The sequence below is a fragment of the Variovorax ginsengisoli genome, from assembly GCF_030811835.1.
Taxonomy (GTDB): Bacteria; Pseudomonadota; Gammaproteobacteria; order Burkholderiales; family Burkholderiaceae_C; genus Variovorax; species Variovorax ginsengisoli_C.
On the sequence record NZ_JAUSRO010000017.1, the window covers coordinates 123,891 to 146,162 of the forward strand.

Genomic DNA, 22,272 nt, shown 5'->3' on the forward strand with positions numbered 1-22,272 from the left:
AGGTTCACCCATGCCCGCTACCCCCTCCAAGATCATCTACACCCTTACCGACGAAGCGCCGCTGCTGGCGACGGCGTCGCTGCTGCCGGTCATCCAGACCTTCGCGGCGCCTGCAGGCATCGACGTCGTCACCAGCGACGTGTCGGTCGCAGCGCGCATCCTGGCGGAATTCTCCGACCGGCTGACGCCCGAGCAGCAGGTGCCAGACAACCTGGCCGAGCTGGGTCGCCTGACCCAGTTTCCCGATACCAACATCATCAAGTTGCCCAACATCAGTGCGTCGGTGCCACAGCTCGTGGCGGCCATCCGGGAACTGCAGTCCAAAGGCTACAACCTGCCCGACTTCCCGGAAGATCCGAAGACCGACGAAGACAAGGCCGTGCTCACGCGTTATTCCAAGGCGCTCGGCAGCGCCGTGAACCCGGTGCTGCGCGAAGGCAATTCCGATCGCCGCGCGCCAGCTGCGGTCAAGCGCAACGCCCGCAAGAACCCGCACTCGATGAGCAAGTGGAGCCCGGCGTCACGCACGCACGTCTCGCACATGCACGGCGGCGATTTCTACGCCGGCGAGAAGAGCATGACGCTCACTGCCGCGCGCGACGTCAAGATGGACCTGGTCACCAAGAGCGGCCAGACCCTGTTGCTCAAGAAGAAGGTCGCGCTGCTCGAAGGCGAGATCATCGACAGCATGTTCATGAGCAAGAAGGCGCTGTGCAAGTTCTACGAAGACGAGATGGAGGACGCGCGTGAAACCGGCGTCATGTTCTCGCTGCACGTCAAGGCGACCATGATGAAGGTGTCGCACCCGATCGTGTTCGGCCACGCGGTGCGCATCTTCTACAAGGACGCCTTCGCCAAGCACGGCAAGCTGTTCGACGAACTGGGTGTCAACGTCAACAACGGCCTGTCGAGCATCTACGACAAGATCGCAGACCTGCCGACTTCGCAGCGCGACCAGATCGTCAAGGACCTGCACGCCTGCCATGAGCACCGTCCCGAACTGGCGATGGTCGATTCGGCCAAGGGCATCAGCAACCTGCACGCGCCCAACGACGTGATCGTCGACGCATCGATGCCCGCCATGATCCGCCTGGGCGGCAAGATGTGGGGCGCCGACGGCCGGCCCAAGGACACCAAGGCTGTCATGCCCGAGAGCACCTTTGCCCGCATCTACCAGGAGATGATCAACTTCTGCAAGACCAATGGCAACTTTGACCCGGTGACCATGGGTACGGTGCCCAACGTGGGCCTGATGGCCCAGAAGGCCGAGGAATACGGCTCGCACGACAAGACCTTCGAAATCCCCGAAGACGGCGTGGCCCGCATCGTCGACCTCGCCACCGGTGAAGTGCTGCTCGAGCAGAACGTGGAAACCGGCGACATCTGGCGCATGTGCCAGGTCAAGGACGCGCCGATCCGCGACTGGGTCAAGCTGGCCGTGAACCGTGCACGCCTGTCGGGCATGCCCGCCGTGTTCTGGCTGGACGAATACCGCCCGCACGAAGCCGAACTCATCAAGAAGGTCAAGACCTACCTGAAGGACCACGACACGAAGGGCCTGGATATCCAGATCATGTCGCAGGTGCGTGCCATGCGCTACACGCTCGAGCGCGTGATTCGCGGCAAGGACACCATCTCGGTGACCGGCAACATCCTGCGCGACTACCTGACCGACCTGTTCCCCATCATGGAACTGGGCACCAGCGCGAAGATGCTGTCGATCGTGCCGCTGATGGCCGGCGGCGCCATGTTCGAAACCGGCGCGGGCGGCTCTGCGCCCAAGCACGTCAAGCAGCTGGTCGAGGAAAACCACCTGCGCTGGGACTCGCTGGGCGAGTTCCTGGCACTGGCCGTGTCGCTGGAAGACCTGGGCATCAAGAGCGACAACAAGAAGGCCAAGATCCTGGCCCAGACGCTCGACGCTGCCACCGGTTCGCTGCTGGACAACAACAAGGGTCCGTCGACCCGTGCCGGCGAACTCGACAACCGCGGCAGCCACTTCTATCTGGCGATGTACTGGGCCCAGGCCCTGGCCGAGCAGACCGAAGACAAGGAACTCCAGGCGCACTTCGCGCCGCTGGCCAAGGCGCTGACCGAGAACGAGGCGAAGATCGTCGAGGAACTGCGCGTGGTGCAGGGCCAGCCGGTGGACATCGGCGGCTACTACAAGCCCGACTTTGCCAAGACCGAAGCCGTGATGCGCCCGAGCGCGACTTTCAACGCGGCACTGAAGGCAGCTGCCGCCGCCTGATGCAGTCGCGACGGCGTTGCGCCGTCATGTCATGCACGCAAGCCACTAGGGCCACTTCGGTGGCCCTTTTTCATTGCCCGTCACATCACGGTGGCGCTTCAGTCGTAGTTGGTGAAGCGGCTGCTGGTCGAGGTGGTCGAATGCACAGACTGGTACCCCTGGATATTCTGTGCAAAGCTGCTCGTGGGGCTCGAGCCCACGCTGGCCAGGCCGTTGAACTCGATCTGGAACATCAGCCGCGTGGTCGGGGTCGTGACGCCGGAGACCTGTCGTTCCAGCGCAATGCGGCCGATCCAGCAGCAGGCGTTGTATTCGAAGCCAACGACGCCAACGCCCAGGTCATGGTCGCGCATGCTGTAGTTGATGCGGCCAACGGCAGACCAGCGCCCGGGCGTCTTCTTGGGTGTCGGGCCCTGGCTGTTGCCGTCCCACAGGTCGCTGAGCGGCCATTGCCAACTCAAGTCGATCGAACGCGTGCCGTCGTCCGAGGTCGTGGTGGTGTCGGCACTGTAGCGATAGGCGAAGTTGAGCACGTGTTGGGGGGCTGGCGCGTAGCGCAGGCTCAGCGCATTGCGCGTCGAGGTGTGGGTGTCGATGTTGTACTGGACCAGGGCGTCCGAGCTCCAGGTCGCAGACCAATTGACCTGGCCGCCGATCAGAAAATCGCTCACACGGTCCGTCACCGCCGTGCCGGAAGGCAGCGTCACATTCTGGTCTGAGAAGCGAAAGCGCTGCGCGAAGCCCAGGCGGGCCGCTTCGACGCCGGTGTCGGGGTCGATCAGCCGTGAAGTGACGCCCGTGGTGAGCGTGTTCGTGTCCGAGACCCGGTCGTTGCCCGAGAACGCATTCTCGGTATAGATCGTCGCAAAACTGAAGTCGTTGGCGGCCGTGTCGTACACCGGTAACTGGCTTTGGTCGCGATAGGGCGTGTGCACGTAGTACATGCGTGGCTCCAGCGTCTGGCGTACGGCGCGGCCGAAAAAGCTGGTGTCTCGTTCGAAGACGAGGCCGCTGTCCAGGCTGAAGGTGGGCACCGTGCTGGTGATGCTGGTCGCACCGCTGGCCAGTGGCGAATCCAGCTGGTACGCAGCGGTATGCAACAGCAGCTTGGGAATAACGTAAGCGCTGGGCGTGACCCATGGCCGGCTGATCTGGAAGTTGCCGACCATTCGCTCCCCGTTGGGCTGTGCAATGCCGTTGAGGGTGGGCGCGTAGGCAGAGTCGATGTGAAAACGCGTGTAGTCAAGCCCGACGGACACGTCGAAACCGTTCCAGTCGTACTTGTTGTAGTTGGCCGTGAGCTGCGGCATGCGGTCGTACGGCGGTGTGACGGGCGACGCCGCGTACTGCAGGGTCTGGTAGGCCAATGCACGGGCCTCGCCGCTCCAGTCGCCCTTGCTCCAATCGAGCGCGGCCTGGTTCGTCAACAGACGCGTGGTCAGCGAGGGTGTCTGCGAGAAGTCGCGCCAGTAGTCGTTGTCGCTCACGCGGTTGATGGTGAGCGAGCCGCTGAGCGAATCGAGTCCGAAAGGCTTGGGGTCGAAGGTCTGGTTGTGCTGCGACCAGAAGCCCCAGCGCTCGCGGTCTCGCAGCGTGTCGGAGGGCATGTAGTCCACGCGCACTTGGCCATGGTAGGTGTCTTCGAGATAGCGGAATTCCGAGCTCGTATCGATTCCGCGGCTGCTCATGAGGTTGGCGTAGAAGGTCGCGTCGCGATTGGGCGCGATGTTCCAGTAATAAGGTTGTCGCCACTCAAGGCCATTGGTGCTGCCATACCCGAAGGTCGGCGCGAGCAGGCCGCTCTTGCGGTCACTGCTCAACGGGAAGCTCATCGACGGCAGGGCCGGTGTCGTGATGCCCATGAAGCTCAGGCGTGCGTCGGTGGCCACGCCGACGTTTTCCTCGGTGTCGGTCGTCAGCGTGGCGGCGGTCAGCAGCCAGGCCGGCATCCAGCCGGGGTAGTCCTCGCGGCGGCAGGTGGTATAGGTGGCATTGCGCGCCACCGACACGTTCGAGTCCACGAAGTCGATGCGCGGGGCGTCGCCGTGCCCGCCGGCCAGGAAGGCGTAGCGCACGTTGTTGAAGAAGCCCTCGAAGGTCTCGACCTTGAGCTGCAGCTCGGGCCCGTCGTAGGTATTGCCGGCCTGGTTCACGTGCACGTTGCCGGTGGCCTTGGCGGTGTCGTCGGGTTGGTAGTACTCGAGCCGGTCGGCGCGGATGGCGGTGTCGCCACGGCGCAGCGAGGCATTGCCTTCGACCACGGTTTCGAGGTTGGGCCGTCCCGAGAGGCGATCACCTTCGATGAAGCTGGGCCGCTCGCCGTGTTCGGCCTGTGGGATGGTTTCAGGAATCTGCGGGGTGCGCTGGAGCGTCAGCGGCGCGTCGATCCAAGCGGTATCCGCTGGTGCGTTCTGGGCCGCTGCCCCATGCGCATGCAACAGCGCCAAGGCCAGCATCGCCAGGGGAAGGGGGGGGGCGCAGAAAGACCGGGTTTTGCCTTTCATTCGCCGGCGTGCCGCGCCATCGAAGGGGACGGCTTTTCAAGCGTGAGGATCTTTTGGGGGCCGAGTGAACCAGTGCCCCCCAGCCGGTACCACAGCTTGATCCAAGCCAGTGCCAGTTCGCCGCTGGCACTGGCGAGCTGTTGGGAAGTTTGCAGCAGATATTCGTAGTTCTCCAGCAGCTCCAGTTCGGACACCTTGCCTTGCGCGTGCTGCGCCTGCAGTTGCATCAACGACTCTCTGCTGGCTTGCATCGCTTCGTAAATCTGAAGCGTGCGTTGGCCCTGTTTGTGCAGATTGCCCAGTTCCTGAGCGACTTCCATATAAGCCTTGGCGATGACCGCGTCCCGATAGCCGGGCGCGCCGCTGCGTTCCATTGGCAGGGCATGGCCTTCCTGGGCGGTGATCCATCCCTCGAGTACGTTCGCACGATCGCCTTTCAGAACGCTGGCGAGCGATACGTCTTCCCGTTGCGAGAGAAGCGACGCGGGCAGCGCCAACGGCAGTGGCTTGGCATAGTGCGGAATCTGTCCATCGGTCAGCGTGTCGCCGAGCCGCTGCCGCAACGCTTCGGGCGAGAGCTTGCAGGCCGAGGCAATGAGCGCCAAACCTGCGTTCTGGCGCTCAGCGAGGATGTCGCGCGCTGCGTCGGCGTCTCGCAGGCGCTGCGCCAGGGCTGCGCGGGCGGCTTTGCTCGGGCGTGGAGAGGTTTGTAGAAGATGCTGCTCCTGCAGCATCGCGGTGCGCGCCTGGGCGATGAGGATCAACCCGAAGGTATCGGTCTTCGCCAGCACATAGGCAGCGGCCACCCGCATGTCCAGCGGCAGATCGACTTCCGTGTCGCCCATGGCGACATGCATGGGCACCTGCTTGCTGGCGTCTGTGCGCGCCTGCTGCGCCTGGGCGCAATCGATCAATCCGTTCAGCGTGGCGTCACGGAAGTCCAGCCACCAGGGCTGGCCGGCGGCGACAGCTGAGGAGGACGGCGCGTCGTGCGCCACCTCCAACCCCCGCATGTCGGACGTGCTCGCCTGTGCGCCCACGCCCAAGGTCAGTGTGCCGGCAGCCAAGACGATTCGAGCCGCCACGGCGGACAGGCGCAGACGGAATGCCATGCGGGATACCCTTTGAAAAAGGGCGACTGTGCGCGCCGATTGAGGATGCATTTTGGAAATGCACCCCACCTCGGCCGCAGCTTCAGGCGAGCTTGAACACCCGTACCGTCTCGACCAGCGTGGAGGCCTGCTCTTGCATCGAACCCGCAGCCGCAGCGGCTTCCTCGACCAGGGCCGAGTTCTGCTGGGTGACCTGGTCCATCTGGTTGATCGCCTGGTTGATCTGCTCGATGCCTGTGGTCTGCTCCTGGCTGGCCGCCGAGATCTCGCCCATGATGTCGGTCACGCGCTTGACGCTCTGGACGATCTCCTCCATCGTCTGGCCTGCGTCGCTCACGAGGCGGTTGCCCACCTCGACCTTGCCTACCGAGTCGTCGATCAGCCCCTTGATCTCCTTGGCGGCCGCTGCCGAGCGCTGCGCGAGGCTTCGCACCTCGGCAGCGACGACTGCAAAGCCGCGTCCTTGTTCACCGGCGCGCGCGGCCTCGACGGCGGCATTGAGCGCCAGAATGTTGGTCTGGAACGCGATGCCATCGATCACGCCGATGATGTCGACGATCTTGCGGGAGGAGGTGTTGATCGACGCCATGGTGTCGACCACCTGGGTGACCACTGCGCCGCCGCGCAAGGCAACCTCGGAGGCCGACGCGGCCATCTGGTTGGCCTGGCGTGCGTTGTCTGCGTTCTGCTTGACCGTGCTGGTCAGCTCCTCCATGGAGGCTGCCGTCTGTTCGAGCGAACTGGCCTGCTGCTCGGTGCGTGAAGACAGGTCTTGGTTGCCCATGGCGATCTCGTTCGATGCGGTGGCGATGGTGTCCGTGCCAGTGCGCACGCTCGCCACGATGCGAACCAGGTTGGCCTGCATCAGCCCCAGTGCGGCAAGCAGCGGTGTGAATTCGTCGCGCGTGTCGTCGTCGATGCTGTGGGTCAGGTCGCCTTCGCTCACCCGTTCGGCTGACATGCGGGCCAAGGTCACACGGCGTCGAATCACGGCGATGATGTGCCAGAAGAAACCTGCAAGGCCGAGGCCGAACGCCACGGTGATGACGTTGATCTCGATGTTCGTGCGGTCCACCTTGCTCTGCACACTGCCCAACTCGCTCGACAGCAAGGCGTACTGCCGCTTTTTCTCGGCGTCGAGCCACTCCAGCATGCGATTGCGTGCGGGGATGGTTTTTTCCACCAGCCAGTCGAAGGCCTCATCCTTGCGCCCGGCCTGTATCAGGCGGATGTTTTGCTCCTCGATCGGCCAGAACTCGGCCGTGAGCTTGGTAAACGCATCGAACGATGCGATCCCCTCGGGTAGGGTCACGTTCTTGCGATAGGCCTCCGCCTGGTCCTCGACTATCTTGCGTTTGGCTGTGATGTCGTCGAGCGTGGTCTTCAGGTCTGCGGGCGTCCGTACGAGGATCGCATGGCGAATCTGCAGGGAGATGCGCGTCACGTTGAGTTCAACGTCCGCGATGCGCTGGAGTTGCGGCACCCGCACGGTTTCCGTCGCCAGCGTGACGGCCTTGACGTCCGACAGTTGGACCCACGCCATCAGCGCGAGCCCGCCGAGTGCCACGATCAGTACCGCAAGGACGGCGTACAGCCGCTTGGCAATGCCAAAGTTTTCAAATATTTTCATGATGCAAGTGGTGAGTTTGCAAACGGCAAAGCCCGCGGTGCGACGCATAGAGGACTGCAACAAACCCGCGACGTTTTTATGTCAAGCGACTTTCAGGCATGTGGTGGATATGTGAAGCCTGTGGTGAATATGTGAACTTTGCGCTTATAGATCGGCGCCAGCGTTCGAGGGATTGCTCCTGCCGGGCGACGAGACAACTCGCTCAGTCGCTGGTTCTCCTCGACACTGTGTTCCCATGCGCTCATGCAGTTTCGTAACGTAACGGAGCCTCGAAAACCGGAACAGTTGAGCCGTTCAGGCAGTAATTCATTCGAATTAAGAGAGCTTGAAAGTTATTTCATATCAATGACTTAGGGGGCTGAAAAGCACGGTTGAAAAGTTGTTGGCGCGCGCGGCACGCATGTTGCGCAACACATGCATCTTTTTGTTCAAGAGGGTGCCATGACCGCAAACCAATCTGCTTCCGAACTCGCTCCGTCCGCAGGCGTCGCGCCTGTGGTTCTTGCCCAGGCCAACACGGGTGCACCGTCGGCCCTGGTCACACCCGTTGCCGCCGCAGCCACGGCAACCGCAGCGCCCGCCGCCGGAGTGGGCACCTTGTCCGACGCGACGCCCGGCGTGGCCATCCTGCGTGACGGGGTTCGCATTCCTGCGGAGGGGACGCAGACGCTGATGGCAGGCGACCGGGTCATCGTGCCCGAAGGCGGCCAGGCCGGTGTGTCCTTCCCTGGCTCGGCCGGCAACAAGGCGCCGCTGGCCGGCACCTTCACCGGTGGCACCGATGCCACCATCGCCACCACCAAGCTGCCGGGTGGCCTGGAACAGGTGGATGTCGACATGGCGTCGGGCGACCTCGTGGTCACGTCGCCGGATGGCGATGCAGATGCTGCGGCCTTGGCGGTCAAGAAGAAAGTGGCCGCAGGCGGCGGCATTGGTCTGGGCGAATTCGCCCTCGGCGCCCTTGGCGCGCTCGCGCTCGGCGCCGCTCTTTCCAACGACGGCGGCAGCAGCAGCAACAACAGCGGCAGCAAACCGACCTTGCCCGAGGAAGGCGACGCGGATGCCGACGCTGATGCCGATGCCGATGCCGATGCCGATGCCGATGCCGATGCCGATGCCGATGCCGATGCCGATGCCGATGCCGATGCTGATGCTGATGCTGATGCTGATGCTGATGCCGATGCCGATGCTGATGCTGATGCTGATGCTGACGCTGATGCCGATGCCGATGCCGATGCCGATGCCGATGCCGATGCCGATGCCGATGCCGATGCCGATGCGGACGCTGACGCTGACGCTGATGCTGATGCTGATGCTGATGCTGATGCTGATGCTGATGCTGATGCCGATGCCGATGCCGATGCCGATGCCGATGCCGATGCCGATGCCGATGCCGATGCCGATGCCGACGCTGACGCTGACGCTGACGCTGACGCTGACGCTGATGCTGATGCGGATGCCCTGCTCGACCCCGCCCAGGAACTCGTCAACAACCTGATCGGCACGGTCGACAGCACACTGCTTGACGGCCTTGGCCTCGGCGGCACGCTTGCTCCGGCCGTCGGGGCAGTCGATGGGCTGGCCGACGCGCTCGAAGACCTGCTGGCACCGCTGCTCGGCGACGAATTCAATCCTGACAATCCGAATGCACTCGATCCGGCGGACGATGTCGTTGCCACAGTGGCCGACAACCTGGCCACCCTGCTGACGCCGGTCATTGACGGTCTGCTGGGCCAAGGCGTCACCAGCGGCCTCATCGATCCGCTGGAAACCCAGGTCGACTATGTGACCGACGGCCTGTCGAATCTGCTCGAAGGCAGCCTGGGCGATCTGCTGGGAGGCTTGCTCGGCGGCGGCACGGGAGGTGGCACGGGTGACAGCTTGCTCGCACCAGTGGACGGTGCAGTCGACACGGTCGTGAGCGGCCTGAACGATGGCGTGCTGGCAGACCTTGGCCTGGGTGACAGCCTGGCGCCGGTGAGCGAAGCGGTGGATGGCGTGACCGACCTGCTCGACGGCGTGCTCGCACCGGTGCTTGGCAGCGACTTCGCGGCGAACAACCCGAACGCACTCGATCCGGTGGACAGCCTGGTGGGTGATGTCGCCGCGCCGCTGACCGACGTGCTGTCGCCTGTGGTCGACGGCCTGCTGGGCGCGGGTGCGACGGGCGCAGTCATCGGGCAAGTCACGACCCAGGTGGACTACCTGACGGATGGCGTAGCCGGTCTGCTTGACGGCAGCGCGCTCGGTGGGGGCGGTGGCGGCACCGGCTCCGCATTGCTCGACCCGGCGGACGGCGTGGTCGACACGGTCGTCAGCGGTCTGGACGATGGCGTGCTGGCAGACCTCGGCCTGGGCGGCAGCCTGGCGCCGGTGAGCGAAGCGGTTGACGGCGTGACCGATTTGGTCGGCGGCGTGCTCGCACCGGTGCTCGGCAGCGACTTCGCTGCGAACAACCCGAACGCGCTCGACCCGGTGGACAGCCTGGTGGGTGATGTCACCGCGCCGCTGGGCGACGCACTGTCGCCTGTGGTCGATGGCCTGCTGGGCACGGGCGCCACGGACACCGTGCTGGGCCAGGTGACCACGCAGGTGGACTATCTCACCGATGGTGTGGCCGGTCTGCTCGATGGCAGCGCGCTGGGCGGGGATCTTTTGGGCGGTGACCTGCTTGGTGGCGACCTGCTGGCCCCGGTCACCAACCTGCTCGATGGAGTGCTCGGTGACGGCAGCGGCGGTGGCACGGGCACGGCCCTGCTCGACCCGACCGACGCGATCGTGGGCGATGTCGTCAGCGGCCTCGACCACGGCGTGCTGGGCGACTTGGGTTTGGGCGACACGCTGGCGCCGGTCACGTCGGCAGTGGATGGCGTGACCGATCTGGTGGACGGTGCACTTGCACCGCTGGTCGGCGATACCTTCACCACCCAGAGCCCGAACATGCTCGATCCAGTCGACAGCGTGGTGTCGGAAGTGACGGCTGGCGTGGGCAGCCTGGCGAGCCCGGTGGTCGACCAGCTGCTGGGCGCGGGTGCAACGAGTGGATTGGTGGGGCAGGTCGACACGCAGGTCGACTTCGTGACCGATGGTGTGGCCCATGTGCTGGGTGGCGACTTGCTCAACGGTGACCTTTTGGGTGGCGACCTGCTCGGCGGCGATGTGCTGGCAACGGTCACTGACCTTCTGGCGGGTGACCTGCTGGGAGGCGATCTCTTGGGGGGTGACTTGCTCGGCGGCGATGTGCTGGCGCCCGTCACGGATCTTCTGGGCGGTGACTTGTTGGGAGGCGACCTCCTGGCCGGTGATCTCCTGGCGCCTGCCACTGATCTGTTGGGAGGTGACCTCTTGGCCGGGGACCTGCTCGGTGGCGACCTGCTGGCCCCGGTCACCGACCTTCTCGGTGGCGTTGCAGGTGGAGCCGGCGGTGCGGAAGGCGCCGCCACTGCCCTGGCTCCGGTCACCGATCTGCTCGGCGGCCTGACCGGCAGCGCGGGAAGTGCCGGCAGCATCCTGATGCCAGTGACGGACCTGCTCGGCTCGGGCATTCTGAGCTCGGTCACGAGCGTCGCGGATGCGGGCACTGTCGGCACGGCGGCCACGCCGGTCAACTCACTGCTGCACGGCCTGCTGGGCTGATCGCACGTACCACTGAAGGGGGTGGACGACGCCCATCGTCCGCCTCCGCAGAAAGGAGCCCCGAATGCAGAACCGATCATTCATCGCCGCGCTGGCTGCCGCCGCAACCCTGCTCGCAGGCTGCAGCATGCCCAAGGCCGGCAGCGACAACGCGACCTACTACTACTCGAACAAGGGCGCGTCGGCTGTCGCGCCCGTGCGCCCCGTGCCCATGGCCCCGGCCAGCCAGGTCGGCCCGCAAGGCGTGGCGCGCATCGTGTATTTCGACTTCGACCACTATGTCGTCAAGCCGGAATACCGCGGCGTGGTCGAGGCGCATGCCAACTTCCTCAAGGCACGCCGTGGCGCCAAGGTCACGCTCGAGGGCCATACCGACGAGCGCGGCGGGCGGGAATACAACCTCGCGCTGGGCCAGCGACGTGCCGAGGCGGTCCGCAATGCGCTGACCGTGCTGGGTGTGTCCGACAGCCAGATTGATCCTGTCAGCTGGGGCGTGGAAAAGCCGGCCTCGCTCGACAGGACGGAGCAGGGCTACCAGCTCAACCGCCGCGTCGAATTCACTTACCGCTGAGGCCAACCATGCCGTCATCGTTCACCGCGTTTTCCAATCATCGACGGAGGTTGCTTGATGCTCCTGAGTGACCAGTTGCGTGCCTGCCACGATCATCTGCGTGCGCAATGCGCAGCGCTGCCCGCGCCTTATCCGGCCTACGCGCTGTTCTTCTCGGTGACCGACGGCACACGAAGGGCGCATGTCGAGTTCGCCAGCGGGCCCGACCTTGCCACCGCCTGGGCCACGGGCGTCGACAAGCTGCAGGGCTGGATGGGCGGCCAGCCATTGCCGGCCACGTGGCTGCGGGTCGACTGGGTCGAAGGCGCACGTGCCGTCAGCTGGGACCGCCTGGTCGATCAGCTTGCCGTGACCAAGCGCGGCTATTTTCGCTTCGGCATTGCCTTCGACGAGGGCTTCGAGCAAGCATTCACGGAGCAGGAACTCAATGCCAATGCCATGTTGTACGGCGGCGCGCAGACCGAGCATGCTGTAGTCAACACCAACAACTTTCGCGCCTACGCACGCCTGCGCTTTGGCGCGAAGGTCACGATGCAATTGCCGCCGAGCGGTCTGGCCTACCTGCTGGCCACGCGCGGGGTGTTCTGCGGCGAAGACGGCATTGCGCATCCGCTGTGCGGCATCGGCCTGAATGCGGGGCGCCGCGATGTGGCGTCGCTCGATGCCGACACCGTCTACGACCTGGTCGACCGCAGCGCTTCGTACCTGGCGCGCCAGGTGAAGGATGACGGGCTGTTCGTCTATGGACACTTCCCCTGTTTCGATCGGCCGATCCCGACCTACAACACGCTGCGCCATGCGAGCTCCCTCTACGCGATGATCGAGGCTTGGGAGCTGACGCGCGACCAAGCGCTGCGCAGCGCCATCGAGCGCTCGGTCACGCAACTCACCCGCCACCTGGTTCGCATCTACCAACTGCCCAGTGGGCGCGATGCAGCGTTTCTGGTGGACACCGGCGACGAGATCAAGCTGGGCGGCAACGCGGTGTGCCTGCTCGCGCTGGTCAAGTACTGCGAAGTCATGGACACGCGCCAGTGGCTGCCCTTGCTTGACCAGCTGGCCGAGGGCATCGTCTGGATGCAGGATCTGCCCACAGGCCGCTTCAATCACGTGCTGAATGCGCAGGATCTTTCTCTCAAGCAGGCCTCGCGCATCATCTATTACGACGGCGAAGCGGCCTTCGGCCTGATGCGCCTGTATGGCCTCACCCGCAATCCACGCTGGCTGGCTGCGGTCGAACGTGCGTTTGGACACTTCATACTCGCCGAGCACTGGCGTGCGCATGACCACTGGCTGAGCTACTGCGTCAACGAGCTCACGCGCTGGCGGCCCGAAGAACGGTACTTCCGCTTCGGTCTGAAAAACGTTGTCGATCACCTGGACTTCGTGCTCGAACGCAAGACGACTTTTCCGACGCTGCTTGAGCTGATGCTGGCGGCGAACCAGATGATCGCTCGCATCCAGCAAATGCCGGCGATGCATGGCCTGCTCGACGAACTGGATATGCCGAAATTCGAGCAGGCACTCGAGCACCGTGCGAACTATCTTCTCAATGGTTTCTTCTGGCCCGAAATGGCCATGTATTTCAAGAACCCGCTGTCCATTGAAAACTCATTTTTCATCAGGCATCAATCCTTTCGTGTACGCATTGACGATGTCGAACACTATTTGTCGGGGTTCGTTGGCTATCACAAGCTGCTGAAATCCCGTATCGCACAGAGCGCATGCGAATCGATAACGATGCCGGAACCAGAGCCTCCAACGGCGCCTTGTGAAGCTCGGACGACGACGATTTCGAAGGCGGTGGCCGCATGAGAACCGAGGCATCGAGACGTTGGTGGCAGGGCGCCTTTCGCCTGATGCTGATATGGATCGCGTGGATGCTCGTCTGCGCGCACCTGGCCTTGGTGATGGCCCGCGAGGCGCCCTCTTCGGATGCGAAGCGGGTCGATTCACAAAGGGTAAACACTATGAAGGAGAAAACATTGAATCGACCATTAGAACTTTTTAATTGAGATATCTGAGGCCGTTACAAAAGACGCAGAGAGATAGATGAAACACCGGGTTTTTCCAAGTAACAAGTAAGTGACAATTGCGGCGATAGCCCCATGGGTGGGCATCGAACAGCGATCACTCCATGCTCAAATTTCTTCTGCCCAAGCAACTCGTGGCCCAGGCGCCCACCGAGCCCGGTGCCAGCATGTACGCAGGTGCGCTGGGCGAGGCCTTCAGTGCTGCCTACCCGCTCATCCGAAGTGCGGCCTGGGGGTCGATACCGATCAGCCTGTTCGGTCTGCTGCCTTCGATCTTTCTGCTGCAGGTCTACGACCGCGTCATCTATCGCAGCGGCACTTCCACGCTGTACGTGCTGGTGTGCGGCATCCTGACCTTTCTGGTCATCGAGTTCTGGCTGCGCACGCGCCGCTCACGTCTGTTGAGGGATGCGGGCGCGGCCATCGACCATCGGGTTTCGGGCGCCCTGCTTGAGTCGATGCTGCACCGCCCCTTGCGCGCCCTGGAGGCACGCCCCGCATCGGCCTGGTTCCTGTTCTTTCGCGACGTCGGCTCGGTGCGCGGCACGGTCACGGGCGGGCTGGCCACGTCGATCTTCGATCTGCCGATGGCGATCTTCGCGCTGGTGGTCATCGGCGTCGTGGCACTGCCGGTCCTGCCGGTGGTGGTCGCTTTCCTGTGCATCATTTCGTTCCTGGCGTGGTGGTGGGCCGACGAGGTGCGCGCCGGCCGGGTCGAGGAAATCCAGCGTGGCCGCAGCCTGGAGCGCATGACCTCTGAAATCTGCCAGGCGCGCGAAACGCTCAAGACCCAGGCCAACGATGCGCCCACCATCCAGATGTGGCGCGAGACGTACAACGCGTGGCTGGCCGAGAGCTTTCGCAAGAACGGCGAGATCGAAACCGCGCGCGACGGCACCACGGTGCTGTTGACCATTTTCTCGGTGCTGGTCATCACCGTGGGTGCGATCGCGGTCATGCAGCAGTGGATGACGGTGGGTGGCCTGGTGGCGTCGAACATGCTGGCGATCAAGGCGTTGCAGCCGGTCGCTGGACTGGCGTCGAACTGGCGCGCGCTGGCCACCGCGTCCGAGGCGGCCGCGCGGCTGGAGAAGGTGCTGTCGGAGCCCATCGAGAAATCGCCGGGCGATGTGGATCTGCCGCAGCCGCAGGGACGCATCCAGCTGCGGGACGTGGCGTTCAGCTTCACCGAGGGCGCGCGGCCGGTGATGGAAAAGATCAACCTCGACATCGGGCCGGGCGGGCTGCATGTGATCGTGGGGCGCAACGGTGCGGGCAAGTCGACGCTGGTCAAACTCATCGCGGGCCTGTATGCACCCACGCGAGGCACGGTGAGCATTGGTGAATACGACGTGTCGCAGTTCTCCCGCGAAGAGCTCGTGCGCTGGATCAGCTATCTCTCGCAGGAGGTGTACTGGTTCGGCGGTCCGCTGGTCGAGACGCTGCGCCGCGCGGCGCCGGGTCAGACCGACGACCAGATCCTGGCCGCCTGCCGGCTCGCCGGCGCGCATGACTTCATCTCGCGCATGCCCAACGGCTATCGCACGGAAATCGGCGAAGGCGGCACCGGACTGTCGGTGGGGGAGCGCCGCAAGCTCGCACTGGCGCTGAGCTTCCTGCGCAAGCCCTCGGTGCTGATGCTCGACGAACCCAGCAACGACCTCGATTTCCAGAGCGAACGCACGCTGCTCGCCACCCTCATCGCCGTGGCGCGCGTGCGCACGGTGATCGTCGTCACCCACTCGCTGCGCATCGTGTCGTCGGCCACGCAGGTCTACCACGTCACCGGCGACGGCGATGTGCTGCAGGGCAGTGCGGCCGACATGGTGCCGCGCCTGTTCGGCGTGAAGAAAGCCGTGCCGGTCGCAGCGGGCGATGACATGGCGGCAGTGCCTGTTCCTTCTTCCATCGCCTGAGGCAACGATGCGGTCTCTCCAGAATTCTGATCTCCCGCGCGTCTTGCAGGACCAGCACGACGCCGGCGGCCCCAACGTGGCGGGCGCGCCGACTTCTTCGCCATCCCCATCTCCTTGGCGCACGCGCCGCCGGCAATGGCTCATCGGCGGCGCGGTGGCGTTGCTGGCCGTGGTGGCGCTGGCCTTCCCCATGGAGACGGTGGTGGTGTCGTCCGGCCGCGTGATTCCGTCGGACCGCGTCAAGTCGATCCAGCATCTGGAAGGCGGTATCGTCAGCGCCGTGTTCGTGAAGGAAGGCGACAAGGTGCAGCAAGGCCAGTCGCTGGTCGAGATCGACCTGGGCGGCAGCGGCCTCAACCTTGAAGAGCTGACGGCGCGCCATGCGGCCACGCTGGCCACGCGCATCCGGCTGCAGGCGGAAAGCCGCGGCCAGGCCCTCACTCGCACGTCCTTTGGCAGCGACATCGACCCTTCGGTGTTCGAAGGTGAATCGGGGGCGTTTGCCGCACGGGCACTGGAGCAGCGCGGCGTGATGGCGGGCGCGCTGTCGTCACTGGAGCAGGCGCGCAGCAAGCAGATGGAGCAGCAGGCCAAGATCCAGGGTCTGCAGGACAAGCTGGCGCTGATGCAGAAGGAGCAGGAGATCTCCGAACAGTTGCTCAGCGAGAAGCTGATCGGCCAGGTCGAAGTGCTGGAGAAGCGCCGGCAGATGGAGGGTGTGCGCAGCGACCTGGCCGTCGCGCGACAGATGCTGGTGTCGGCCAGCGGCGCCATCGCCGAGGCACAGGCCAAGATGGCAGAGGCCGAGGGCCGCTATCGCCGCCGCGCATCGGACGAACTGGCCACGGTCGAGCGCACGCTGGCCAGCCTGACCGAAGACCTGTCGCGTGCGCGCACACAGCGCTCGCGCACGGTGGTCAAGGCGCCGTCGGACGGTATCGTCAAGGGCCTGCGCAACCCCGGGCCGGGTTGGGTGGTGAAGCCGGGCGAGTCGATCCTGGAGGTGGTGCCCGACGAGGACCAGATCATGATCGAGGCCAAGCTCAGTCCGAACGACCGTGGCTTCGTGCATGCGGGGCAGGCCGTGCGTGTGAAGATCACGGCCTACGACTTCCTGCGCTACGGCGCGGTCGATGGCAAGGTGATGCTGGTCGCGGCCGATGCCGACCGCGACCCCGCGTCGCCCACCGCATCGCCGTACTACCGGTTGCTGGTGAGCACCGACCAGAACAACGTTGGCCGTCCGGAGAACCGCATCACGGCGGGGATGGAGGCCGAAGTCGACCTGCTGGTCGGGCGCGACCCTTTCATCTGGTACATGCTGCGCCCAGTGCTCAAAGTCAGTCGCGAGGCTTTCAGGGAACCATGAGACGCACCATCCATCGATTTCCGGCGGCGGGAGCCGTGCGCCCTGCGGCACTGGCGGTGCTCAGTGCCATGCTGGCCGCAGGCGTGTGGCCGGCAGGCGCCGCCGCCCAGCCGGTGCTTGAGCCGCCCGCTCTGATGACCGACCCCGGGGCGGCAGCGTTGCAGCCTGCGCGCCGCCTGTCGAGCCCGTCGTTGGGGGCCATGAGCTATGCGGCGCGCGTGAAGGCGGCGTTGCTGCAGGTGGCGCAGGAGCATCCCGAAGTCCAGTCGGCGCAGGCCGCAGCCGAGACCAGTGGCTTCGAGGTGGAGGCGGCGCGGCGTGCACGCTACCCGCGCCTGAAGGTCGGCACCGCATCGGGCACCTACAGCAGCGGTGCAGACAACAGTTCGTCGCAGAGCTACCAGTTGGTGACGGCGGAGGTGCGCACCAGCTTGATCGATGGGGGTGCCATCAGCGCGCGCACCCGCGCCGCGGAGATCGCGACCGACGCCAACGGCGAGGCGGTCAAGTCGACGTCGCAGAAGGTCGTGCTCGATGCACTGACGGCCTATCTGCAGGTGCAGCGCTTCGACTTGAAAAAGCAGATTGCACACAAGTCCACCCAGATCCTGGACGAACTCGCACGCGCCGAGCAACGCCGCGTGGTGCTCGGTGCCACTGGGCAGAACGATCTGCAGATGGCCACGTCGCGCCGCGCCGGCATTGCCGCGCGCGAGGCCGACTTCGAAGCCCAGCGCGGCGAGGCGCTTGCCAAGTTCCAGACCTACTTCAAGTTCACGCCGAACATCGATCGCCTGCCCGTGGTCGCGGTGCCGATGCAGTGGCAGCCGCGCTCGCAAAGTGAAGCGCTCGCGCTGGCCGAGGAACGCAGCACCGAGATCACCGAAGCGCGCAGCCGCGTGGAGCGCGCCCGCGCCCTCGCCGACCAACAAGAGGCGAGCGTGTACCCCACGCTCGACGCGGTGCTGGTCAAGACCAAGGACCCGCGCGGCGTGTCGCCGTCGGAGCCCACGCGTGCGGCCTTTGAATTGAACTGGAACTTCGGCAACGGCTTCGAGCAGTCGCTGCGCCTGAAGTCCGCACTGGTGGAGGTCGGTAACCAGGAGTCCAAGCTCGAAGGCGTGCGGCTCAATGTGTCGGAACTGACCTCCGCATCGTGGAGCCGGTCGCTGTCGGGCCGCGAACGCGAGAAGCAGTTGATGAGCGCCGTGGCAGATTCGGGCCAGGCCTTTCGCGGCCGCCGGCGGCTGCTGGAGTTCGGCCGTACCACGCTGCCGGTGGTACTCGACGCGCAGGTCGAGTACTACACGCTGCTCCTCGACTATGTGGACGCGGTGTACGACCTGCGCATTTCGGAATTCCGTCTGGCACGCACCACCGGCCGGCTGTTTGTGGCGCGTGACGAGAGCAACACGTGGATCGACAGCCTGTTCGTCGCCGGCCCGCGGCCAACGCTCACGGACGAGGGGCTGTTTGTGCTGCCTTGCGTAGCGGGGACGGGGGCCTGCGGCGACGAGGGTCATGGGGGTGGTAACGCGACGACCGCGGCGGGGTCAGGCCTGGCGCTGCGACGGTCGCAGCGGCTGCCGGGGTCGTGAGGGACTTGGCTTGGCGCATGTGCTGCGCCACCACTTTGGCTTTGGGCTGGGTGCCCTGCCGATTACCTCTGCGCTTCCCCCTCCGGAATCCCTGGCTCGCCATCCAGGATCTGGTACTTGCGCATCTTTTCCCACAGCACCTTTCGGCTGATGCCCAAGTGCATCGCGGTGTCCTGCCGCTTCCACGCATTCGCCTCCAGCGCTGCAATGATCTTGTTGCGCTCGGCACCGTTCCAGTTCTTGCGTTCACCTGAATCGAGGGCAATGCCGCGCTCGGCGGGCGCGGTCGTCGCAGCTGGCGTCACGCCGCGCATCAATGCGAGCGCACGCTGGATCAGCGGTTGGTCCCACGCACCCAGCTGGCCGACGATCACCCCCACGCGTTCGGCCAGGTTGCGCAACTGCCGCACGTTGCCCGGAAAGTACATCTCCGAGATCGCGTCGGTCAGCCAGTACGGCATGTCTGCCAGCGCCTCTTGCTCGCCGTTCATCACGTCGGAGAGGATGGCCTTGAAGATGGCGATCTTGTCGTCGACGCCACGCTCCTCCAGATCGGGAATGTGCAGCTCGATGACGGCGAGGCGATAGAACAGGTCGGCGCGGAAGTCGCCACTGGCCACCATCTCGCGCAGGTTGCGGTTGGTCGCCGCCACCAGCCTGAAGTCCAGGCGGATCGGCGTGGTCGAACCGAGGCGCGTGACCGAGTTGTCTTCCAGCACGCGCAGCAGTTTGACCTGTTGATAGCGCGGCAGGTCGCCGATTTCGTCGAGGAACAAAGTTCCGCCCGATGCCTGCTCGAAATAGCCGCGGTGCGCATTCATCGCGCCGGTGAAAGAACCTTTGGCATGGCCGAAGAACAACGATTCGAACAGCCCGTCGGGAATGGCGCCGCAATTGACGGGCACGAAGGCACCCTTGCCATACACCTGGTGACCGCGATGCAGCAACTGCGCCACGCGTTCCTTGCCCACGCCCGTTTCCCCGCGCACCAGCACGTTGTGGTCGCAATCGGCAAAGGCGGCGACCTCCGCGAGCAGCGCCTTCATGGCCGGCGAATGCGCGATCAGCTTGCCCGGCTCTTCAGGCTGTGCGGCGCGCGCGCGCAACTGCCTCACGAGCTTGGCCACCATCGTGCGCAGCTCGGCCCCTGTGAAGTCGAAGGGCAGGACGTGCAAGTACTCGGGCGGGTAGGTGCGCGAATCGCGATCGCGTGACGCTGCCGCCACCCAGACCACCGGCATGCCCTGCAACTGCTCGGTGGTTAGCGACTGGTCGCTCGTTTCCATGACGGAAACGCTGATGATGGCGAGCGCCGCACGCGCGACCGGCCGGTCTTCTTCCAGCGGCAGACCATCGGCACGAATCACGTTCACGTCGAAGCTCGACATGCAGCGCTGAATGCGCTCAAGGATGTCGGCCTTGCCTTCCCAGACGTAGAGGTCGAGTTCGTCGAAGGTGGGGGGAGGGGTCATTGATGTTTGGGGACGGGCAAGATCGATGGTTTGCTTCAGTAAACCAACTCGGCACCACGACTGCAGGAAAGTCGCGCGCCGACGTCGGTCTTGGCGAGATTCACGCCCAGCGCGTCGAGCAGGATGTTGAGGGATGGATCAAGCAGCGGCGACAGCAAGGACGTCACTGTGCCTTGCAACGTCGAGAGTAATGAGTTGATCAGGCTGATCGTGCCCACCAACAGAGAGCCGAGCACGCCGCCAGACTGGCTGCTGTATGGCGACAAGGTGATACCGGCCAAGCTGGGAGAAAGACTGCCGACCAGGGACTGGGATGTGATCGATTTGTAAGAAGGGTCAGAGCCTGCGCCTGCATAAGGCGCTGCATCAATGTCAGGAAGTGCTTCGGGTGCGGGCGCACTGTATGTGAGAACTGCGCTGGATCCACCAACAGGTGTGTCCAGTTTGAGCCCAAGTCCGGCAACAGCAGTTTTTTGGGCCGATGCCTTTGCTGCCACGAAGCTGCCTGAAGATGTCTTCCAAGTTTGATTGGAGCAAGTCAGGGTTCCAAGAAGTGGTATCAAACAAAGTTCGTAGCGAGTTTCTCGGTAGCCGATTTCTACGATTGAAACTGGCGCCACATCGACGGCCTGCGAAGCGGAAAATGCGTTGGTTATCTTGCCGACACGAAGCTTTGACAAGCTTGTACCTCCCTGTACCACAAGAGACTTGTTCGTGTCGGTTGTGCAACTATGAGCGCTCACATACGCAGAACCACTCGCCGCATCAAGACTCACGTCGATCTTTGCACTTGAGAGAATTACGGCATACACCTCCTTGCTGGACTGACAAGGTGCACAAATGACAAGTCCAGAAACGAGTTGCCCGACGATATTGCTGAGATTCAATGTGCTAACCGTCTGCAAGAAGTTAGCAATGGGAGAAAGAGCATTGGCGACGCTATCAAGCGTATTTTGGAGAACTGCAGACGTTCCACTCTGACTGCCCAACTGCAATGAGAACAACGTCCGTACTTGCGCGGTCCGAACGTAGATCCTGTTTGGATCAGTTGGCCCGGAAGTAGCTGCAACAAGTTGAGGATTCCCGATCGCTGAAACTTTTGGTGGCTCAATGACTTGAATTTGAGCCGTGACATTGGCAACGCCCGATACGGGGACTGTGAACGCGGCAGTTGCAGCATGGCCTTTGCTGGCCAGTTGAATGCTCCCCTGAATCAACTGAAAAACCTGGATGCTGGCATTGAGTGCGCCGGTTGGTGTTCCAGCAGCAATATTCAGCAGCTCTCCGAGCTTGATCTCTGGAAGGGTTGATATTTTTGCCGCGTTTGTAACATTACCCAATGCAATGGCCAAATCGGTGGTGGCCCCGGGCCCAAGCACCGTCGCCGCCACCTCAATCAGGTGGCCTATGCTGATCGGCGTATCAAGCACCGTCTCATAGTCGCCCGCAGTCGCACCGAGCGCCACCAGATAATCGAGCAGGTTGACGTTGGTAGTTACCAATGCCTGCCAGCCTGCAGCAGAAAGATCCAGACTGGTGCCGAGCAGTCCACCGAGCACCGTGTTGAGTGCAGAGGCTTCAGTATTGACGCTCAGCAGCGTGCTGCGAATATTCAACTGCGCCTGCGGCAGCGCCTGTGCCGCAATTGCGGAAACGGCAATCGTCCGATCGCCGGAAAAAAATGGCAATAACAACGCCGGACTCCTGCTGATCGCCACCTGCACGGCGTTCATGTTGCTGATCGCAGGTGTGAATCGATTGGCGGAATTGCTTGCCTGACCTGCCGGTGTCCACGTGCCGCAGACAATCTCACCAGGCGCAAGTGCATTCAGACCTTTCGGCATATTGCCGGTTGTGGTGTTGTTGGCATTGTCCAATGCAGCAGCCTTTGCATTCATGCAACTCGTGCCGGCGATGCTCCGCGCCCCCGCCAGCGCAGCAAGGTCTGCCATCTTCTGAAGCTCGCGCTTCATGAAGAACAGATAGCCCAACTCGGTTCCGATCAAGCAGATCACGATCAGGCTCATCGCAATCGCGGTGGTAATGATGACGGAGCCGCGCTGAGGGTGGCGTGCGTTGGTGGCCGTGATCTTGCCCCCGTATTTCAGGACACGGGCTATTCGCAATGTAGCGCCTGCTCGATCTGAGCAAGACGCTGTTGGGCAGCGCGATGCTGCCTG

General features: G+C 63.9%; 13 protein-coding genes. 8 read left to right on the forward strand and 5 right to left on the reverse strand.

All coding sequences use genetic code 11. The features are described from left to right. Nucleotides 1-10: 10 nt before the first annotated feature. The gene (locus tag J2W36_RS22925) at nucleotides 11-2,251 is read left to right on the forward strand and encodes an NADP-dependent isocitrate dehydrogenase (RefSeq protein ID WP_307692085.1); all 2,241 of its coding nucleotides are present in this window, start codon (nucleotides 11-13) and stop codon (nucleotides 2,249-2,251) included. 98 nt (nucleotides 2,252-2,349) lie between these two features. Here the strand turns inward: J2W36_RS22925 and J2W36_RS22930 are convergent, their stop codons facing one another. From J2W36_RS22930 to J2W36_RS22940, 3 genes are all read right to left on the reverse strand, one after another. Further along, nucleotides 2,350-4,707: an LPS-assembly protein LptD gene (locus tag J2W36_RS22930; RefSeq protein WP_307692086.1), complete on the reverse strand. Its 2,358-nt coding sequence runs from the start codon at nucleotides 4,705-4,707 to the stop codon at nucleotides 2,350-2,352. 44 nt (nucleotides 4,708-4,751) lie between these two features. Then, nucleotides 4,752-5,867 carry a hypothetical protein gene (locus tag J2W36_RS22935; protein WP_307692087.1) on the reverse strand — a complete coding sequence of 372 codons (1,116 nt, stop codon included), beginning with the start codon at nucleotides 5,865-5,867 and terminating at the stop codon, nucleotides 4,752-4,754. An 82-nt stretch (nucleotides 5,868-5,949) separates the two neighbouring features. Then, complete coding sequence (locus J2W36_RS22940) at nucleotides 5,950-7,497, reverse strand: methyl-accepting chemotaxis protein (protein WP_307692088.1); 1,548 nt, start codon at nucleotides 7,495-7,497, stop codon at nucleotides 5,950-5,952. A gap of 441 nt (nucleotides 7,498-7,938) precedes the next feature. Between J2W36_RS22940 and J2W36_RS26590 the strand changes: the two genes are divergently transcribed. From J2W36_RS26590 to J2W36_RS22980, 7 genes are all read left to right on the forward strand, one after another. After that, entirely contained in the window at nucleotides 7,939-11,133 is a 3,195-nt protein-coding gene (locus J2W36_RS26590) for a hypothetical protein (protein ID WP_370869372.1), read from the forward strand. Nucleotides 11,134-11,197: 64 nt separating this feature from the next. Beyond that, a complete protein-coding gene (pal, locus tag J2W36_RS22955) occupies nucleotides 11,198-11,704 on the forward strand; it encodes a peptidoglycan-associated lipoprotein Pal (protein ID WP_307692091.1) in 507 nt (168 codons plus the stop codon). 54 nt (nucleotides 11,705-11,758) lie between these two features. Beyond that, entirely contained in the window at nucleotides 11,759-13,519 is a 1,761-nt protein-coding gene (locus J2W36_RS22960) for a Mur ligase (RefSeq protein WP_307692092.1), read from the forward strand. Next, nucleotides 13,516-13,719, forward strand: a complete 204-nt coding sequence (locus J2W36_RS22965) for a hypothetical protein (RefSeq protein WP_307692093.1) — start codon at nucleotides 13,516-13,518, stop codon at nucleotides 13,717-13,719. Before J2W36_RS22960 ends, J2W36_RS22965 begins: the two co-directional genes overlap by 4 nt. A 122-nt stretch (nucleotides 13,720-13,841) precedes the next feature. Beyond that, nucleotides 13,842-15,653, forward strand: coding sequence for a peptidase domain-containing ABC transporter (locus tag J2W36_RS22970; RefSeq protein WP_307692094.1), 1,812 nt, complete (start codon nucleotides 13,842-13,844; stop codon nucleotides 15,651-15,653). 7 nt (nucleotides 15,654-15,660) lie between these two features. Then, entirely contained in the window at nucleotides 15,661-17,022 is a 1,362-nt protein-coding gene (locus tag J2W36_RS22975) for an HlyD family type I secretion periplasmic adaptor subunit (RefSeq protein ID WP_307692095.1), read from the forward strand. After that, nucleotides 17,019-18,620, forward strand: a complete 1,602-nt coding sequence (locus J2W36_RS22980) for a TolC family protein (protein WP_307692096.1) — start codon at nucleotides 17,019-17,021, stop codon at nucleotides 18,618-18,620. Before J2W36_RS22975 ends, J2W36_RS22980 begins: the two co-directional genes overlap by 4 nt. A gap of 62 nt (nucleotides 18,621-18,682) precedes the next feature. Here J2W36_RS22980 and J2W36_RS22985 read toward each other — a convergent pair whose 3' ends face one another. Together J2W36_RS22985 and J2W36_RS22990 are read right to left on the reverse strand one after the other, a co-directional pair. Next, nucleotides 18,683-20,092: a sigma 54-interacting transcriptional regulator gene (locus tag J2W36_RS22985; protein WP_307692097.1), complete on the reverse strand. Its 1,410-nt coding sequence runs from the start codon at nucleotides 20,090-20,092 to the stop codon at nucleotides 18,683-18,685. Between the two features lie 35 nt (nucleotides 20,093-20,127). Next, the coding region (locus J2W36_RS22990) for a TadG family pilus assembly protein (RefSeq protein WP_307692098.1) at nucleotides 20,128-22,272 on the reverse strand (2,145 nt) is incomplete at its 5' end.

Excerpts from the sequence above, each read along its gene's own strand:
- J2W36_RS22925 (WP_307692085.1), top strand. The coding sequence starts at position 11 with ATGCCCGCTACCCCCTCCAAGATCATCTACACCCTTACCGACGAAGCG.
- J2W36_RS22930 (WP_307692086.1), bottom strand. The coding sequence starts at position 4,707 with ATGCTGGCCTTGGCGCTGTTGCATGCGCATGGGGCAGCGGCCCAGAAC.
- J2W36_RS22935 (WP_307692087.1), bottom strand. The coding sequence starts at position 5,867 with ATGGCATTCCGTCTGCGCCTGTCCGCCGTGGCGGCTCGAATCGTCTTG.
- J2W36_RS22940 (WP_307692088.1), bottom strand. The coding sequence starts at position 7,497 with ATGAAAATATTTGAAAACTTTGGCATTGCCAAGCGGCTGTACGCCGTC.
- J2W36_RS26590 (WP_370869372.1), top strand. The coding sequence starts at position 7,939 with ATGACCGCAAACCAATCTGCTTCCGAACTCGCTCCGTCCGCAGGCGTC.
- pal (WP_307692091.1), top strand. The coding sequence starts at position 11,198 with ATGCAGAACCGATCATTCATCGCCGCGCTGGCTGCCGCCGCAACCCTG.
- J2W36_RS22965 (WP_307692093.1), top strand. The coding sequence starts at position 13,516 with ATGAGAACCGAGGCATCGAGACGTTGGTGGCAGGGCGCCTTTCGCCTG.
- J2W36_RS22970 (WP_307692094.1), top strand. The coding sequence starts at position 13,842 with ATGCTCAAATTTCTTCTGCCCAAGCAACTCGTGGCCCAGGCGCCCACC.
- J2W36_RS22975 (WP_307692095.1), top strand. The coding sequence starts at position 15,661 with ATGCGGTCTCTCCAGAATTCTGATCTCCCGCGCGTCTTGCAGGACCAG.
- J2W36_RS22980 (WP_307692096.1), top strand. The coding sequence starts at position 17,019 with ATGAGACGCACCATCCATCGATTTCCGGCGGCGGGAGCCGTGCGCCCT.
- J2W36_RS22985 (WP_307692097.1), bottom strand. The coding sequence starts at position 20,092 with ATGACCCCTCCCCCCACCTTCGACGAACTCGACCTCTACGTCTGGGAA.